This window comes from Pseudomonas sp. Pdm06, from assembly GCF_014851795.1.
Lineage (GTDB): Bacteria > Pseudomonadota > Gammaproteobacteria > Pseudomonadales > Pseudomonadaceae > Aquipseudomonas > Aquipseudomonas fluorescens_AA.
In genome coordinates, this window is sequence record NZ_JACVAH010000004.1 from 378,547 (window position 1) to 394,640 (window position 16,094).

The following is a 16,094-nucleotide window of genomic DNA, read 5'->3' on the forward strand; positions in this document are numbered from 1 at the left end:
AACCGGGCCATCAGAACCGGGTGAATTCCGATTCGTCCGGGGCGCTGGCCATGTTGTAGGCAAACGCCTTGGGCATGATCGGTGCCGGTGCCCGCGTCGGTTTGCGGCCGGAGGAACCTGGGGTGTTGTCGACCCTGGCAATTTGCACAGCAGACTTGGGCGGCGTGTCCAGGGTGAAGAAACTCATGGCCTGTTGCAGCTGTTCGGCCTGGCTGCTCATCTCCTCGGCGGTGGCGGCCAGCTCTTCGCTGCTGGAGGCGTTCTGTTGGGTCACCTGGTTGAGCTGGGTCATGGCGGTGTTGATCTGCGCCACACCGGCGGCCTGTTCTTCGGAGGCTGCGCTGATTTCCTGCACCAGGTCCGAGGTCTTGTTGATCGAGGGGACCATCTCGTTGAGCAGGTTCCCAGCCTTTTCCGCCATATCGACGCTGCTGGAGGACAGCTCGCCGATTTCCTGGGCGGCCACCTGGCTGCGCTCGGCCAGCTTGCGCACTTCGGCGGCAACCACGGCGAAGCCTTTGCCGTGTTCACCGGCGCGGGCTGCCTCGATGGCAGCGTTGAGCGCCAGCAGGTTGGTCTGGTAGGCGATGTCGTCGATGATGCTGATGCGCTGGGCGATTTTCTTCATCGCCACCACGGTCTGTTGCACCGATTCGCCGCCGTCGGTGGCTTCCTTGGCGGCTTTGCTGGCCATGCCATCGGTGACCTTGGCGTTCTCGGTGTTCTGGTTGATGCTGGCGCTCATCTGCTCGATGGACGCACTGGTTTCCTCGACACTGGCCGCCTGCTCGCTGGTGGCCTGGCTCATCGATTGCGCGGTGGCGCTGACTTCTTCGGAGGCACTGGCCAAGTTGTCCGCAGCGTTACGCACTTCGCCAATGATGTGCGAGAGCTTGCCGATCATGTTCTGCATGGCGTTGAGCACCATGCCGGTTTCGTCTTTGGAGCCGCTTTCGATTTTCGCGTTCAGGTTGCCTTCGGCCAGTTGTTCGGCGACGGCGGCGGCCTGTTTCAGGGGGCGGGAGATGATGCGCGAAATGAACAGCGCCAGGCCCAGGCCCACCAGCAGGGCGGCAATCAGCGCGACGATGATCGATAGGCGCGATTTTTCAAACAGCGCTGCGCCACGCTCGCTGGCGGCGCCAGCGCCGACGTCATTGAGTTCCACCAGTTTTTGCAGGTCGTTGACCACTAGATCGAATTGACGCTTGGATTCGCCCTTGAGCAGTGCATGGGCTTGCTCGGTCAGGTTTTGCCGAGACAGCGCAAGCAGGTCCTTGCTGACGGCGAGGTAAGCGACCCAGTCATTGCGGGTGGTTTCGAACAGCTGGCGATCTTCCGCGCTGGAGAGCAGTTTTTCATAGGTCGCCATGCGGGTTTCAAACCCCTTTTTGGCTTCTTCCGCTTCTTGTTCGACGGTGAGGCGTTCCTGTTCGGAATCGGCGGTAATGTGGCGGTTTTCCTTGAGGCGATAGTTTGCCCCGTAGAAACGCATGCCCGAGGCCGCACGCATGGACGGCATCCAGTTTTCCCGGATCTCGACGGTGGTGCTGTTCACCTCGCCCAGTTGGATGATCGCGAACACCCCCATGACGGCTGTCAGGGCCAGCACCACAAGAAATGAAGTGATCAGTTTGGTGGCGATTCTAAGATCGTAGAACCATTTCATTGGGAAGTACCTCTCCATGGAATTGCTAAAGCGTCAGCGAGCGTTGGCTTGTTGTAATTGAGTCGGGGTGTAGCGGTTTTCTTTCTGGGCGATCTCGGTGAGCAGTGCCGGTACGTCGAGAATCAACGCCACGGCGCCACTGCCCAGGATGGTCGAGCCACTGATGCCGCGAAGGGCGCCAAACAGCTTGCCCAGCGGTTTGATCACGGTCTGGAATTCACCCAGCAAGTCATCCACCACCAGCCCGGCCTTGAGTTCGGCGTAGCGCACCACCACCACGTTCTGCCGACGCGCGGCCGGGCCTTCGTGGCTGAAGTGATCGCGCAGGTAGACCAGGGGCAGCACCTCGCCGCGCAGGTCGAGGTAGCCTTGCTCGCGGCTGGCGAGCCCATCGTCTTCGCTCAGCTCGATGCATTCCTGGACCATGTCCAGCGGAATCACATAGGTCGACTGACCGATGCCCACCAGGAAGCCATTGATGATCGCCAGGGTCAGCGGCAGGCGGATGCGCACCACGGTGCCCTTGCCGGGCTGGCTGTCCAGGTCGACGGTGCCGCGCAGCAGGGTGATGTTGCGCTTGACCACGTCCATGCCCACGCCCCGCCCCGAAAGGTTGGTCACGGCCTGGGCGGTGGAAAAGCCGGGTTCGAAAATCAGGTTGTAGATTTCCTGGTCGGTGGGGCTGGCACCTGGCTGCACCAGACCGCGTTCCTGGGCTTTTTCCAGGATCCGGTCACGGTTCAGGCCGGCGCCGTCGTCGGCGATTTCCAGCACGATGCTGCCGGAGTCGTGATACGCGTTGAGGTGCAAGTGCCCCTTGACCGGTTTGCCGGCCGCCAGCCGGGCTTCGGCGGTTTCAATGCCGTGGTCCATGGCGTTGCGCAGCAGGTGCATGAGCGGGTCGCCGATTTTTTCCACCACGGTCTTGTCCAGCTCGGTCTCCGCGCCGCTGATGATCAGGTCGATGTCCTTGCCCAGTTCCTGGCTGACATCGCGCACCACCCGACGGAAGCGGTTGAAGGTTTCGCCAATGGGGATCATGCGCAGGCGCAGGGCGCCGTCGAGGATTTCCTCCACCAGCCCGGAGACCGACGAGGTGGCTTCCTGCAACGGGTCGTTGTGGCAGGTGCGGGCCAGCAGGCTGGCGCCGGCGCTGGCAATGACCAGTTCGCCCACCAGGTTGATCAACTCGTCGAGCTTGTCGGCGTTGACCCGTACGTAGGTGCCGTCCTTGGCCTTGCTGTCGCTGGTCACCGCTTGTTTGTCGGTGGCGATCTGGGCGGGCATGCGCGGCGTCTTGCGCTGGTCGGACAGCAACTCGCCGGTGGCGACCAACGCGGTGGTTTCTTCGGCTGGTTCCGGTGATGTGGTCACCAGGCCGGTGTTGGCCGGTGGCGCGATGTCGTCATCCTGGGCAACGATCTCGATCTCGCAGTCTTCCCGGACGAAATCGAACACTTCGTTGATCGCCCCGTGGCTGGCAGCCGAGCGAAACGCGATGTCGAAACCCAGGTAGCAGGATTCGGCGTCCCAGGCATCGGCGGCGGGCAAGGCGTCGGTCAAGGTGGTGAGGTCGACGATTTCACCCAGGGTTTGCAGGTAGCGCAGGAACGACAGCGGGTCCATGCCATTGCGGAACACGTCCTGGCCGAAGCGCAGGGAAAGGTGCCAGAGGCGCGTTTCGCCGGGTTCACGGGTTTCGGTTTCCTGCGCCGGCGTTGGGGCCGTGGCCGGCGAGGGCGCCTGGTATTCCTGCAGGATCTGGCACAGCTCCACTTCCCGTTGCAGGGCCGGCGGCGGCAGCGCTCCGCCCTGGTTGGCGGCCACGTTGATCAGTTCCAGCATGTGGTCGCTGGACTTGAGCAACACCGCAATCAGGCCGGCGTCCACCTCGACGCTGCCGTTGCGCAGGCGGTCGAGCACGTCTTCGACGATGTGGGTGAAGCTGACGATCGGTTCCAGGCCGAACAGCCCGGCCGAGCCCTTGATCGTGTGGGCCGCCCGGAAGATCGCGCCGATGGCGTCATCGTCGCCGGGGTCGGTTTCCAGTTGCAGCAGCGACTCTTCCATCGCCTGCAACTGTTCCCGTGCCTCGACGATGAAGGTCTGTTGTGCCTGATCGAGATTGATGCTCACGCTCATTTCCTTTGTCGTGTCCGACGTCCTAGGCAACCAGGTTGCACAGGGCAAGTGTCTCCGTGACGGCCTGGCTTTGGCCGGTAAGTGTCAGTTGGGTCCCGGCCCGGGAGGCCTCGCGCTGCACCATCAGCAGCAGTTGCAGGCCAGCGCCGTCCATCTCGGTGATCTGCGACAGATCAAGGGCCATTCGTGGCGTTGCCCCCAGGTGCGGCAGCCACTGCGCGGCCAGCTCGGCCGCGGTGTAGATCGTCAGTTCACCGTCGATGTGCACCTGGGCGGTGTCATCCTGTGCTTCGTAGTGCAGCGGCATTGGAGCCTCCGACTATCAAGGAAGAATCAGCTTGGATACCGCCGCCAGCATCTGCGCCGGCTGGAACGGCTTGACCACCCAGGCCTTGGCCCCGGCGGCCTGGCCTTCCTGTTTCTTCGATTCCTGGGATTCGGTGGTGAGCATGATGATCGGCGTGAACTTGTAGCTGGCCAGCTTCTTGACCTCCTTGACGAAGGTGATGCCGTCCATGTTGGGCATGTTCACGTCACTGATGATCAGGTGCACTTTCTGGCCGTTGAGCTTGCCCAGCGCGTCCTTGCCATCGCTGGCTTCGATCACGTCATAGCCGGCACTTTTCAACGCGATGCCGACCACCTGCCGAACGCTCGCGGAGTCGTCGACAACCAATACACTTTTAGCCATGAGCGGCTCTCCTAAAAGAAGGTAATTTCCTGTGAGGTCTGTTGCGCGCTCGAGTCGCCGTGGTGATTGCGGCGCTGCTCGTCGGTGGCGTAAGTGGTTTCCATGCGCGCCAGCCATTGGCGGGCATCGATGGAGACGGCCTGGTCGGGCGACTGGCTGGCCTGCTGCAGATGCACATGCAGGTCCTCTATGTTGTCGCGCACGTGGCTGAGGATCTGGCTGACCCGATCCTGGAATTGCAAGCTGACCAGCACCTCGGTGAGTTCATCGCGGATGCCGAAGCTTTCCCGTTGCAGCATGTCGGCCGAGTCGGCCAGTCGGCCGGTGACACTCTTGAAGCGCTCCAGCACCTGCTGGATGCTTTGCTCGGAGGCACTGACCGAATGGCTGTCCTGGTCCGCGCCGCTGGAGGCGGCATGCACCAGTTGGGTGATGGCGGTGTTGATGATGTCGACCTTGGCCGACATCTGCTGGCCGGTCTCGCTGGACTTGCTCGAGAGGCTGCGCACGGCGTCGGCCACCACCGCAAACCCACGCCCGGCCTCGCCGGCACGGGCGGCTTCGATGGCAGCGTTGAGGGCCAGCAGGTTGGTCTGCGCGGCAATCGCCGCGACGTCGGCGGCCATCGTCCGCAGCTCGCCGGTATAGGCCGTCAGGTTGCGCACCTGGGCCAGGGTTTCGTCGCGGCTGGCCTGGGTGGCCTTCAGGGAGTCGATGACCTTGACCAGTTCACCTTCGCTTTGGGCCAGCACCTGCATGGCGCCGCCACTGCTGCTGCCGGCCAGTTCACCGGCGGCCAATTGCGAGGCTTGCACGGTGTCTTCCAGGCGTGACGAAATGCCGGTGAAGCGGCTGGTCAGGGAGACGATCGCGGTCTCGGTCTGCTGCCGGGAGCTTTCGACCTGCTTGGCCCAGATCGGCATGGCACCGAGGATGACGTCGTTGAGTTGTGCGTGGGTTTTATGGGCCAGGTGCTCGCTGCCTTGCTGGTCGTGGCGGGCCATGGCGGCGGCGAGGGCGTTGTCGAACTGCTGGCGTTGCGAACGCGCACCCCATGCACCAGCACCGACGCCCAAGACGACGATCGCCACACTCAAACCGATGTTTTGCCCACTCGTGCCATTGAGCGCCAGCACGCCAATGCTCGCGGCAATGGCCACCAGCACGGCACTCCAGAGGATGCGTGGTTGTGATTGGGAAAGGGAATGACCGTGAGAATACGACGTCATGGTTCGGTCCTTGAACAGTGTTGCTAACAGGTTATTTGCGAATAACTGGTTATCTGCAAAGCCGGTACGGTCTTGAGGACCAGTCGTCCGGTTTCGACAAAAATGATGGCACGGTGATATCTAAGAATAGACGAGATTGGGAGATTGTCGAGATCGCCTGACCTGTGGAAATCCCCTGATTAGGGCGCTTGCTTCCGCCGGACTGCGTTGTAGGAGCCGCCGAGCGAAGCGAGGCTGCGATCTTTCCAAGGCTCGTTGAGTATCCAGTGGAAGATCAAAAGATCGCAGCCTTCGGCAGCTCCCACAGCGCAGTCAAGCGCCCTCGCCACGAAAACGGACATCTTCTGAAACAGAATCCATGGATTGAGCTAAATTACCCCGCATCGGATTTTCGAACCTGCCATCAGAGTCCCCATGCCGACCCAGCCCCTCTGGAAAACCTATCTCCTGTTCCTGATCCCCATGGTCCTGTCCAACTTCCTGCAGTCCATGTCCGGCACGTTCAACAGCATCTACATCGGCCAAATGCTCGGCACTCAGGCATTGGCGTCGGTGTCGGGCATGTTTCCCATCGTGTTTTTCTTTATCGCTTTGGTGATCGGCCTGGGCGCGGGGGCGGGGGTGTTGATCGGGCAGGCCTACGGCGCCGGTGAAACCGGCACGGTGAAGGCGATTGCCGGTTCGACCTTGTTGCTGGGGGCGATCATTGGCCTGGCGGCGGCGGTGCTTGGCAGTGTCTTTGCGCGTCAGGCGTTGCAAGGGCTCGGCACGCCGGCCGATGTGTTGGAGGACGCCGTTTCCTATGCCCGGGTCATGCTGTGGATCCTGCCGATGTTGCTGGTATTCGTGCTGTTCACCCAACTGCTGCGCGGGGTGAGCGATACGGTGTCACCGATGTTGGCGCTGCTGGTGTCCACCAGTGTCGGGCTGCTGCTCACGCCAGCGTTGATTCGCGGCTGGCTGGGGTTGCCGCAGATGGGCATCCAGAGCGCGGCATGGGCGGGGCTGGCGGGGACGACGTCGGCGATGCTGATGCTGGCGTGGCGCCTGAGTCGCCGCGAGCATGCCCTGGCGCCGGACCGTGCGTTGTTCGCGGCGATGCGCCTGGACCGAGACATCCTCGGTAAGGTGCTGCGCATCGGCCTGCCCACGGGGTTGCAGATGGTGGTGATCTCGTTGTCGGAGTTGGTGATCCTGGCGCTGGTCAATCGCCACGGCTCCCAGGCCACGGCGGCCTACGGCGCGGTGACGCAGATCGTCAACTACGTGCAGTTTCCGGCGCTGTCGATTGCCATCACCGCCTCGATCCTCGGCGCCCAGGCCATCGGTGCCGGCCGCCTGGAGCGCCTGGGGCCGATCCTGCGCACGGGGCTTGCATTCAACCTCTGGCTCACCGGTGGGCTGGTGCTCCTGGGCTATCTGTTGTCCCACTGGCTGCTGGGGCTGTTCATCACGGATCCGGCGGCGCGGGTCCAGGCCGAACACTTGCTGCATATCATGCTCTGGAGCTTGCTGGTATTCGGCTTCCAGGCGATCGTCGGCGGCATCATGCGCGCCAGCGGCACGGTGCTGGTACCGGTGGCGATTTCGATTTTCTGCATCGTCGGTGTGCAAGTGCCGGCCGCGTATCTGCTGGACGCACACTTCGGGTTGCAAGGGGTGTGGATGGCGTTCCCGGTGGCTTACTTGAGCATGCTGTTGTTGCAGACGCTGTACTACAAGCTGGTCTGGCAGCATCAGCCGATCGAGCGGTTGGTGTAATCAACCCACCACCGGACCCTGTGGGAGCGAGCTTGCTCGCGATAGCGGTGAATCAGCTTGCATCAATGTTGGATGTGTCGCCGTCATCGCGAGCAAGCTCGCTCCCACAAGGGTTCGGTGCCTAGCGATGTTACAGTGGCCGTCATCCGCCACGCCGCCACCGAGGATCCGATGCCTGCCAGTCTTGCCACCCACATCGCCTACCGCGCCTTCCTGTTCGACATGGACGGCACCTTGCTCACCTCCATCGCCGCCGCCGAGCGGATCTGGACCCGCTGGGCCCTGCGCCACGGTGTGGATGTGGCGACGTTCCTGCCGACGATCCACGGCATGCGTGCCATCGACACCATCGCTCGCCAGCATCTGCCAGGGGTGGATGCCCAGGCCGAGGCCGAGCGGATCACCCGCGAGGAAATCGAAGACGTGGAAGGCGTGGAGCCAGTGAAGGGGGCGGCTGCGTTTCTGCATAGCCTGCCGCCAGAGCGATGGGCAATCGTCACCTCAGCGCCCATGGCATTGGCCTTGCGGCGTATGGACGCCGCGGGAATCCCGCGCCCGGCAGTGATGGTCACCGCCGAGGACGTGAGTGACGGCAAGCCCAACCCCACCTGCTATCGCCTGGCGGCCGAACGCCTGCAGGTGACGCCCCGGGAGTGTCTGGTGTTTGAAGACGCCGAGGCCGGTATTCGGGCAGGCGAGGCGGCGGGTGCGGATGTGATGGTGGTGACGGCAACGCACACGCACCCCGTGGTCACCCTTCATCCGCAGATCAAGGATTACCGCAGCCTGGGTGTCGAGGTGGGTGCGGGCGGGTTGATGCGGTTGACTCCGATTTTGTGACCACAGCAAAACCCCTGTGGGAGCGGGCTTGCTCGCGAATGCGGTGTATCAGCCAACATCAATATCCACTGATCTGACGCCTTCGCGAGCAAGCCCGCTCCCACACCGGCTCTGGGGCGTTGTGGTCAGGTCACCACGCGATAGCACGGCACGTACGCCGCGCCGCCCGGCAGTTTCATGCGGTGTTGGGCGACGAAGGCCTGGAGCAGGCGGTCGAGGGGTTCCATGATGGCGGCGTCGCCGTGGATCTCGTAAGGGCCGTGCTCTTCGATCAGGCGGATGCCCTTGTCCTTGACGTTACCGGCCACGATCCCCGAGAACGCCCGGCGCAGGTTGGCGGCCAGTTCGTGGGCGGGCAGGTCGCGGCTCAGGCCCAGGCTGGCCATGTTGGCGTGAGTCGGGTCGAACGGGCGCTGGAAGCCCTCGTCGATCTTCAGCAGCCAATTGAAGTGGAAAGCGTCGTTGCGCTCGCGGCGGAACTGCTTGACCTCCTTGAGCCCCTGGGTCATCTGACGTGCCACTTCGGCCGGGTCGTCAATGATGATCTGGTAGTGCTTCTGCGCGGCCTCGCCCAAGGTTGCACCGACAAACGCATGCAACTGGTCGAGGTACGGCGCGGCGCTTTTCGGCCCGGTGAGCACGACGGGGAAGGGCAGGTCCTGGTTGGCCGGGTGCATCAGGATGCCCAGCAGGTACAGGAACTCTTCCGCCGTACCGGCACCGCCCGGGAAGATGATGATGCCATGGCCGACGCGCACGAAGGCTTCCAGGCGCTTCTCGATGTCCGGCAGGATCACCAGCTCATTGACGATCGGGTTCGGCGCCTCGGCGGCGATGATCCCCGGCTCCGTCAGGCCCAGGTAGCGACCGCCATGGATGCGCTGCTTGGCGTGGGCGATGGTGGCGCCTTTCATCGGGCCTTTCATCACGCCCGGGCCGCAGCCGGTGCAGATGTCCAGGCTGCGCAGGCCCAGTTCGTGGCCGACCTTCTTGGTGTATTTGTATTCTTCGGTGTTGATCGAGTGACCGCCCCAGCACACGACGATTTTCGGCTCCACGCCAGGGCGCAGGGTGCGGGCGTTGCGCAGCAGGTGGAACACGTAGTCGCTGATGCCCTGGGACGAGCTGAGGTCGATGCGCTGGCTGTCCAGTTCGTTCTCGGTGTAGACGATGTCGCGCAGGGCACTGAAGAGCATTTCCCGGGTGCTGGCGATCATTTCGCCGTCGACGAACGCATCGGCTGGCGCGTTCAGCAGCTCCAGGCGTACGCCCCGGTCCTGCTGGTGAATGCGGATCTCGAAGTCCTTGTAGGCCTCCAGGATGGTCTTGGCGTTATCGACATGGGCGCCGGTATTGAGGATGGCCAGGGCGCACTGGCGAAAGAGGGTGTAGATACTGCCGGAGCCGGCTTCGCTCAGTTGCTGGACTTCGCGCTGGGACAAGGTCTCCAGGCTGCCCTTGGGGCTTACCGAGGCGTTGATTACATGTCTTTGATTCATTCAGCTTTCCTTGAAAACGATGCCATGCACACAACGACGGCATCTTGAAAAAAACGTCCACGCAGAAAGATCGCACGATCCTTGCGCTATCGCCATGGACTTCGATCCGGGCCCGGCGAGTCGGCGGCCATACAAAATGAGCCCCAGCATAGCTAAATCGACCGGGCAGGCGATAATGCGTGACTCTTTTGATGCCGTACAAGGAAATTGCGCCGCGATGTTCGAGATCAAACCGTGGGATGGCGACACCTACCGCAGGCAGACCCGCCGCAGCACCCTGATCATCGCGGTGGTGTTCCTGGCCCTGGCGATGCTGCTGTCCAGCCTGGCCGTGATGCTGTTGGGTACGCCGGGAGGTGATAACTTTCGCTTCAACCTCGGCGGGGTGATTGTCGCGGTGTTGGCGATGGCTGTGCTGATGCGCCAGTATTTCTGGTCGCAGCCGTGGATGGCCGCCGCGGTATACGGCTGGCAGCTCAAGCGCAGCCTGATGAAAATCACCAACGTGATGCACCAGGTGAAGGCCGGTGTGCAGGCCCAGGACCCCACCGCCATGAAGCTGCTGCGCTTCTATCACCTGGGGCTGGCCCAGATGCATCAGCTGGACGCCAACTCCAGCGCCCAGGGCTCCCTGGCGCGTGAAGCCGACGCGCACCTGGCGAACATGCAGGCGCTGGGCCTGGACACCGAACAGTCGCGCCTGGACCCAAGCTGGATCGAGACGGTGAAGCAGGCGTACAACGCCGGTTGAGCGGTTAGAGGGTGCCGATGCGGTCCAGCTCGGCTTTCAGGGCCTGGGCATCCAGTTGGTCGAAGGGCAGGGCGAAGAAGGCCCGGCAGCGGGTTTCGATGCGGTCCAGCGTGCTGTGGAACGCCTGGCCGACCTGATCATCGTTGCCTTTGACCTCCGACGGGTCCGCCAGGCCCCAGTGGCTCTTGAGCGCCGGGCCGAAATACACCGGGCAGGCCTCGTTGGCGGCGTTGTCGCACACCGTGATCACGACGTCCGGCGGGCTGCTTTCGAAAGCGTCGTTGCCCTTGCTGCACAAGCCTTTGATACAGATACCGGCCTCCTGCAAGGTGCTCAGGCTGCGCGGCAGCACTTGGCCCTTGGGAAAGCTGCCGGCGCTGACGGCTTCGAACCCGGCCGGGGCCAGATGGTTGAACATCGCTTCGCTGAGAATGCTGCGGCAGCTGTTGGCGGTGCACATGAAGAGGACTTTCATCGATTCGGTTCCGATAGGCGCGGGGTGGGCTGCGCCGGAGTATATGTGGATAGTCGAATATATGAAATTTCATATTTGCTGCGGAGGGAGGCAGGTCCTCTCGTTTGAGGACGTCGTTGCTACCGTGGGGGCGGTTGGCGTTGGCGATAAAGGGAGGGGCAAGCGCCAGGGCGCAGCATGTCTGCGCCCCAACGGTCTTGGACGTTACGATTTTCTGCCGCCTCCTTGGCTGCGTTCGCTACCTTTGTTACCGGCTCCCATGCCTTTTTGCCGGTCGTTGGCAACGTTGCCGCCCGACGCTTGTCCGCCTTTCTTGCCGGCTTCAGATGCTTTTTCACGATCATTGGCGAAGTTGCCTGGGTTTTTGTTTCCGCTACTGGCCATTTCGATAATCCTCAGTGATTGAGCGAGCAACGTGCCTCGCATTATTTGTGAAAGAAAATGGCCGGGTGAAGTTTAAAAAAACCGCTTGCTGGCGACGAATGGTCAGCCGCCGGTTGGCTTCCTTTCAGTCCTCGCCGCCGCTGACTTTCCAATGCTTGGCGTCCGTTGGAAAAACCACCTGTTCGACCCGGTGCGCAATACCAAAGGCCAGGGAGTTTTCCGCTGGGATCACCCGTTCCTCGGCACACAGGCACTTGAAGATATCCAGTTGAGTCGCGGCGCCGGCGGTTTCCTTGACGTAGATCTCCACGTACCGCGCCACGTCGTTGTCCAGGCTGGACAGGTACTCACGCAGGCGTGAGTGGTCCACGGATTTCTGACCGAAGTACCAGTTCATCGGGTGGATCAGAAAGCGCGAGTGGGGTGTGGTGGTGCGGTCGCTGGCGGCCAGGAACATGATGATGCCCATCGACTCGATGTTGCCGGCATTGACCGCACGCACCGGCACTGGAAGGGACTTGATGAAGGTATAGAGCGTAAAACCGAAGTTGGTGCTGCCGCCGACGGTGGAGAGGTTGAGCATCAGCGAGTCGGCGCCTTTCTCGATGGCCTCCAGGCAGTTGTCGCGAAAGCGTTCCGTGGTGCCCTGATCGATCTGGCAATGGAAATGGACAATGTGTTCGGACATCTGCAACTCCTGTCGATTTCACCCTTTGACGTACCTGCGGATCGGCTGTGCCGTACAGTTGGGAGTTCGCAGGCCTTCGGATGTTCCTCATCTCCGGTTGGGCGCGGGCGGCCCCATCACGTCCCTTTTCTGTTCAGCACGCTTGGGCAGCGTCGGCCATGCGCTGCAAAAATATCGCCAGTGCGGCGTCCTCTTCGCTGAGGCCTTTGCGCAGCCGCGGCTTGGGCAATTGCCTCAGGGCGCCGAGCAAAAAAGCCTCCACCACTGCAGGATGAATGTAGCACTTGCGACAGACGGTCGGCGTGTTGCCCAGTTGCCTGGCAACCTGCCTGACCATCTCGACGACGTGCTTTTTCGCCTCGCTCTCGGTTTCCCAGGACAGCATCCGCAGCCCGGCCAGCGCTGCCGCGCTGCCGGCCCAGGTACGGTAATCCTTGGCAGTGAAATCGGCACCGGTGAGGGATTTGAGGTAGGCGTTGATGTCCGAAGAACTGACGGAGTGACGCTCACCGTTCTCGTCCAGGTACTGGAAGAGGTTTTGTCCGGGGATCTCCTGGCAGCGCTTGATGATCCGCGCCAGGCGTCGGTCTTTCACGGTGATCTGGTGCTCGATGCCGCTTTTGCCGCGGAACTGGAAGGCGATGGCGCTGCCGTTGACTTCGACATGCTTGTTGCGCAGGGTCGTCAAGCCATAGGAGCGATTGTCGCGAGCGTATTGGGTGTTGCCGACTCGGATCAGGGTGAGGTCGAGCAGGGTGATAACAGTGGCCATGACCTTGTCGCGGCTGAACCCGGGTTTGGCCAGGATGTCCTCCAGGCGTTTGCGCAAGCGCGGCAAGGCCCGTCCGAACTCCAGCATCCGCGAATACTTGTCCGCATCGCGCACCTCACGCCAGCGCGCGTGGTAGCGGTACTGTTTGCGCCCGCGGGCATCGCGCCCGGTGGCCTGGAGATGACCGCGGGGGTCGGTGCAGATCCAGACATCGGTATAGGCCGGCGGCACCGCCAGGGCATTGATACGCTGGATCTCGGCTGCGTCGGTGATGCGCTGGCCCTGCGGGTCGAAATAACAGAACTTGCCACGCAATTTCTTGCGGGTAATGCCGGGGGCGGTGTCGTCGACATAATGCAGGTCGGCCGGCAGTGCATCCGGCGGCAGGGTGTCGGGCATGAAGAAAGTCCTTGGCAGCGAATCCGGTGGCCTGTGATCGATTGACCGCAGCCCGTTGCGGTCGTGCCAAGATTCTGCGGTTGCGGCATTGCAGCCTTCCTACTGTCCAAAGTCGACCGGCGGACCTGTGGGAGCGGGCTTGCTCGCGAATGCGGTGGATCAGCCTCATCAATGTTGAATTTGCCGACGCTTTCGCGAGCAAGCCCGCTCCCACAGGATTGTAATTTGAACATTCAAAATTTTACGCCAACACCGCCACTGCCTTGATCTGCGCCCATAACACCAGTCCCGGCCGCAGTTTCAACTGGTCGCGGGAATAGCGGGTGATGCGCGCCAGCAGCGGAGTGCCGGCGGCTTCCAGGCGGACCAGCACATGGGCGGCGTTGTCGGCGGCCTGTTCGCTGACCACGGTCACCGGCAGGCGGTTGAGGATGCTGGTCTGGGCATCGTTCGCCAGGCTGAGGCTGACGTCCCGGGCCTGGACCTTGAAGCGCAGCGGCTGGCCGAGGGCCAGGGACGTGTGGGCGACGCGTACGTTCAGTTGACTGTCGGGCAGGTTCAGGGTCAGCAATTGGTACGCCGGGTCATAGCCGCTGACCTTGCCCTTGATCACCACCCCGGCGTCATCCCCCAGGGCCAATGGCAGGTCGAGCCGGGCCAGGGTTTCGCCGATGGGGCCGCTGGCCTGCGCGCGGCCAGCGTCGAGCAGCACGATGTGATCGGCCAGGCGTGCCACTTCGTCCTGGGAATGGCTGACATACAGCACCGGGATGTCCAGCTCATCGTGGAGGCGTTGCAGGTAAGGCAGGATTTCGTTTTTGCGCCGGGTATCGAGGGCCGCCAGCGGCTCATCCATCAGCAGCAGCCGCGGGCTGGTGAGCAGGGCACGGGCGATGCCCACCCGTTGGCGCTCGCCGCCGGAGAGGTTGTGTGGCTGGCGATCGAGCAAGTGCCCGATGCCCAGCAGATCGGTGGCCTGGTCCATGTCCACCCGCCGTTGTGCCGGCGCGATGCGCTTGAGGCCGAACGCCAGGTTGGCCCGCACCGACAGATGGGCGAACAGGCTCGCCTCCTGGAACACATACCCCACCGGCCGCTTGTGGGGCGGCACGAACACGCCGTGCTCGCTGTCCTGCCACACTTGGCCGTTGACCTCGATAAAGCCCCGGGCCGGTCGCTCCAACCCGGCAATGCAGCGCAGGCAAGTGGTCTTGCCGGAGCCGGAAGGCCCATACAGGGCCGTCACGCCACGGCCCGGCAGTTGCACATCCAGGTCCAGGGAAAAAGCCCCGTGGTCGAGTTGCAAACGCGTGTTGATCATCGATCAGCTCCACCCGGCACGGGTTCGGCGGCTGGAGTACAGCGCCAGCAGCACCAGGAATGAAAACACCAGCATCGCCGCCGCCAGCCAGTGGGCCTGGGCATACTCCAGGGCCTCGACATGGTCGTAGATCTGCACCGACACCACCCGGGTTTTCTCCGGGATGTTGCCGCCGATCATCAGCACCACGCCGAATTCGCCGACGGTGTGGGCGAACCCCAGAATCGCCGCGGTGATGAAACCGGGACGGGCCAGGGGCAGGATGACGCTGAAAAACGTATCCCAGGGCCCGGCTCGCAGGGTGGCGGCGACTTCCAGGGGGCGACTGCCGATGGCAGCGAAAGCGTTTTGCAACGGCTGCACCACAAACGGCATGGAATAGATCACCGAGCCGATCACCAGCCCGGTAAAGCTGAAGGTGAGGGTGCCCAACCCGAGGGCTTGGGTGAGCTGGCCGATCCAGCCGTTCGGCCCCAATGCCAGCAGCAGGTAAAAGCCAATCACCGTTGGCGGCAGCACCAGCGGCAACGCCACCACCGCCCCCACCGGCCCGCGCAACCAGGAGCGGGTGCGTGACAGCCACAACGCGATGGGCGTGCCGATGAGCAGCAGGATCACCGTGGTCAAGGACGCCAGTTTCAGGGTCAGCCAGATGGCGGCATAGTCGGCGCTGGTCAGGGGCATTTAGCGTTGGTAACCGTAGGCTTGGATGATGGCGGCGGCTTTCGGGCCCTTGAGGTAATCCACCAGGGCCACGGCGGCGGGGTTGTCCCGGCCTTTGGTGAGGATCACCGCGTCCTGTTTGATCGGGTCGTGCAGTTCAGCCGGGACGATCCACGCCGAGCCGCCCGTCACTTTGCCGTCCTTGTACACCTGGGACAAGGCGACGAAGCCCAATTCAGCGTTACCGGTGGAGACGAACTGGTAGGCCTGGGTGATGTTCTGGCCTTCGACGAGCTTGCTTTTGACCTGGTCAGTCAACCCCAGCTTGTCCAGCACCTGGGTCGCGGCCAGGCCATAGGGCGCGGCTTTCGGGTTGGCGATGGACAGGTGTTGGAAGTCGTTGCGCTTGAGGACCTGGCCCTGGTTATCGACATAACCGTCCTTGGCCGACCACAGCGCCAGGGTGCCGACAGCGTAGGTGAAGCGCGAGCCCTTGACGGTGTCGCCTTCGCTTTCGAGCCTGGCCGGGGTGGTGTCGTCGGCGGCGAGGAAAACCTCGAATGGCGCGCCGTTCTTGATCTGGGTGTAGAACTGCCCGGTCGCGCCGTACGCCGCCACCAGTTTATGCCCGGTGTCTTTTTCGAAATCGGCGGCAATGGCCTGGATCGGCGCAGTGAAATTGGCGGCGACCGCCACCTGCACCTCGGCAGCCTGGGCGGCGCCAATAGTCAGGAACGGGATCAACAGCAACGGCGCGAAGCGGGTGAGGCGCATAGGTGAGGCTCCGAGGGTGGTTTCGCTATATACCGG

At 62.8% G+C, this 16,094-nt stretch carries 15 protein-coding genes and 1 pseudogene; 3 read left to right on the forward strand and 13 right to left on the reverse strand.

Annotation, left to right across the window (positions count from 1 at the left end; all coding sequences use genetic code 11):
- Positions 1 to 10: 10 nt before the first annotated feature.
- From IB266_RS09475 to IB266_RS09495, 5 genes and pseudogenes are all read right to left on the reverse strand, one after another.
- Positions 11 to 1,669 (reverse strand): methyl-accepting chemotaxis protein, encoded by a 1,659-nt coding sequence (locus IB266_RS09475; RefSeq protein ID WP_192261024.1) that lies wholly within the window; start codon positions 1,667 to 1,669, stop codon positions 11 to 13.
- A 33-nt stretch (positions 1,670 to 1,702) separates the two neighbouring features.
- Positions 1,703 to 3,805 carry a chemotaxis protein CheA gene (locus IB266_RS09480; protein ID WP_192261025.1) on the reverse strand — a complete coding sequence of 701 codons (2,103 nt, stop codon included), beginning with the start codon at positions 3,803 to 3,805 and terminating at the stop codon, positions 1,703 to 1,705.
- Between the two features lie 28 nt (positions 3,806 to 3,833).
- Positions 3,834 to 4,118, reverse strand: a complete 285-nt coding sequence (locus IB266_RS09485; protein WP_060741653.1) for a lipid asymmetry maintenance protein MlaB — start codon at positions 4,116 to 4,118, stop codon at positions 3,834 to 3,836.
- A gap of 15 nt (positions 4,119 to 4,133) precedes the next feature.
- The gene (locus IB266_RS09490; RefSeq protein WP_003203044.1) at positions 4,134 to 4,502 is read right to left on the reverse strand and encodes a response regulator; all 369 of its coding nucleotides are present in this window, start codon (positions 4,500 to 4,502) and stop codon (positions 4,134 to 4,136) included.
- Between the two features lie 11 nt (positions 4,503 to 4,513).
- Positions 4,514 to 5,458, reverse strand: a pseudogene (locus IB266_RS09495) (methyl-accepting chemotaxis protein); the annotation flags it as partial.
- Positions 5,459 to 6,145: 687 nt separating this feature from the next.
- Between IB266_RS09495 and IB266_RS09500 the strand changes: the two are divergent.
- Both IB266_RS09500 and IB266_RS09505 read left to right on the forward strand, forming a co-directional pair.
- Complete coding sequence (locus tag IB266_RS09500) at positions 6,146 to 7,492, forward strand: MATE family efflux transporter (RefSeq protein WP_192261027.1); 1,347 nt, start codon at positions 6,146 to 6,148, stop codon at positions 7,490 to 7,492.
- Positions 7,493 to 7,663: 171 nt separating this feature from the next.
- Entirely contained in the window at positions 7,664 to 8,332 is a 669-nt protein-coding gene (locus IB266_RS09505; RefSeq protein WP_192261028.1) for an HAD-IA family hydrolase, read from the forward strand.
- A gap of 125 nt (positions 8,333 to 8,457) precedes the next feature.
- On the opposite strand, the gene ppnN is transcribed toward IB266_RS09505, so the two are convergent.
- Positions 8,458 to 9,831 carry a nucleotide 5'-monophosphate nucleosidase PpnN gene (gene ppnN, locus IB266_RS09510; RefSeq protein ID WP_063320605.1) on the reverse strand — a complete coding sequence of 458 codons (1,374 nt, stop codon included), beginning with the start codon at positions 9,829 to 9,831 and terminating at the stop codon, positions 8,458 to 8,460.
- A 217-nt stretch (positions 9,832 to 10,048) separates the two neighbouring features.
- On the opposite strand from ppnN, the gene IB266_RS09515 reads away from it, so the two are divergent.
- On the forward strand, positions 10,049 to 10,582 hold the full coding sequence (locus tag IB266_RS09515; RefSeq protein ID WP_103310604.1) for a DUF3087 family protein: 534 nt from the start codon (positions 10,049 to 10,051) through the stop codon (positions 10,580 to 10,582).
- Between the two features lie 4 nt (positions 10,583 to 10,586).
- Here IB266_RS09515 and IB266_RS09520 read toward each other — a convergent pair whose 3' ends face one another.
- The 7 genes from IB266_RS09520 to modA all read right to left on the reverse strand — a co-directional run bounded on the left by IB266_RS09520 (position 10,587) and on the right by modA (position 16,058).
- Complete coding sequence (locus tag IB266_RS09520) at positions 10,587 to 11,057, reverse strand: arsenate reductase ArsC (RefSeq protein WP_192261029.1); 471 nt, start codon at positions 11,055 to 11,057, stop codon at positions 10,587 to 10,589.
- A 204-nt stretch (positions 11,058 to 11,261) separates the two neighbouring features.
- Positions 11,262 to 11,441 (reverse strand): general stress protein, encoded by a 180-nt coding sequence (locus IB266_RS09525; protein WP_060741657.1) that lies wholly within the window; start codon positions 11,439 to 11,441, stop codon positions 11,262 to 11,264.
- A 124-nt stretch (positions 11,442 to 11,565) separates the two neighbouring features.
- Positions 11,566 to 12,129: an ATP-dependent Clp protease proteolytic subunit gene (locus IB266_RS09530; protein WP_060741658.1), complete on the reverse strand. Its 564-nt coding sequence runs from the start codon at positions 12,127 to 12,129 to the stop codon at positions 11,566 to 11,568.
- 133 nt (positions 12,130 to 12,262) lie between these two features.
- Positions 12,263 to 13,300 (reverse strand): DNA topoisomerase IB, encoded by a 1,038-nt coding sequence (locus IB266_RS09535; protein ID WP_192261030.1) that lies wholly within the window; start codon positions 13,298 to 13,300, stop codon positions 12,263 to 12,265.
- A 241-nt stretch (positions 13,301 to 13,541) separates the two neighbouring features.
- Complete coding sequence (gene modC, locus IB266_RS09540) at positions 13,542 to 14,621, reverse strand: molybdenum ABC transporter ATP-binding protein (protein WP_192261031.1); 1,080 nt, start codon at positions 14,619 to 14,621, stop codon at positions 13,542 to 13,544.
- 3 nt (positions 14,622 to 14,624) lie between these two features.
- Entirely contained in the window at positions 14,625 to 15,305 is a 681-nt protein-coding gene (modB, locus tag IB266_RS09545) for a molybdate ABC transporter permease subunit (RefSeq protein WP_003203023.1), read from the reverse strand.
- A complete protein-coding gene (modA, locus tag IB266_RS09550) occupies positions 15,306 to 16,058 on the reverse strand; it encodes a molybdate ABC transporter substrate-binding protein (protein WP_192261032.1) in 753 nt (250 codons plus the stop codon).
- Between the last annotated feature and the right edge of the window lie 36 nt (positions 16,059 to 16,094).

Bases quoted from the DNA above. Each gene is read 5' to 3' on its own strand.
- IB266_RS09520 (WP_192261029.1), bottom strand. From the start codon at position 11,057: ATGAAAGTCCTCTTCATGTGCACCGCCAACAGCTGCCGCAGCATTCTC.
- modA (WP_192261032.1), bottom strand. From the start codon at position 16,058: ATGCGCCTCACCCGCTTCGCGCCGTTGCTGTTGATCCCGTTCCTGACT.
- IB266_RS09475 (WP_192261024.1), bottom strand. From the start codon at position 1,669: ATGAAATGGTTCTACGATCTTAGAATCGCCACCAAACTGATCACTTCA.
- modC (WP_192261031.1), bottom strand. From the start codon at position 14,621: ATGATCAACACGCGTTTGCAACTCGACCACGGGGCTTTTTCCCTGGAC.
- IB266_RS09500 (WP_192261027.1), top strand. From the start codon at position 6,146: ATGCCGACCCAGCCCCTCTGGAAAACCTATCTCCTGTTCCTGATCCCC.
- IB266_RS09535 (WP_192261030.1), bottom strand. From the start codon at position 13,300: ATGCCCGACACCCTGCCGCCGGATGCACTGCCGGCCGACCTGCATTAT.
- IB266_RS09485 (WP_060741653.1), bottom strand. From the start codon at position 4,118: ATGCCGCTGCACTACGAAGCACAGGATGACACCGCCCAGGTGCACATC.
- IB266_RS09525 (WP_060741657.1), bottom strand. From the start codon at position 11,441: ATGGCCAGTAGCGGAAACAAAAACCCAGGCAACTTCGCCAATGATCGT.
- IB266_RS09490 (WP_003203044.1), bottom strand. From the start codon at position 4,502: ATGGCTAAAAGTGTATTGGTTGTCGACGACTCCGCGAGCGTTCGGCAG.
- IB266_RS09530 (WP_060741658.1), bottom strand. From the start codon at position 12,129: ATGTCCGAACACATTGTCCATTTCCATTGCCAGATCGATCAGGGCACC.
- ppnN (WP_063320605.1), bottom strand. From the start codon at position 9,831: ATGAATCAAAGACATGTAATCAACGCCTCGGTAAGCCCCAAGGGCAGC.
- IB266_RS09515 (WP_103310604.1), top strand. From the start codon at position 10,049: ATGTTCGAGATCAAACCGTGGGATGGCGACACCTACCGCAGGCAGACC.
- IB266_RS09505 (WP_192261028.1), top strand. From the start codon at position 7,664: ATGCCTGCCAGTCTTGCCACCCACATCGCCTACCGCGCCTTCCTGTTC.
- modB (WP_003203023.1), bottom strand. From the start codon at position 15,305: ATGCCCCTGACCAGCGCCGACTATGCCGCCATCTGGCTGACCCTGAAA.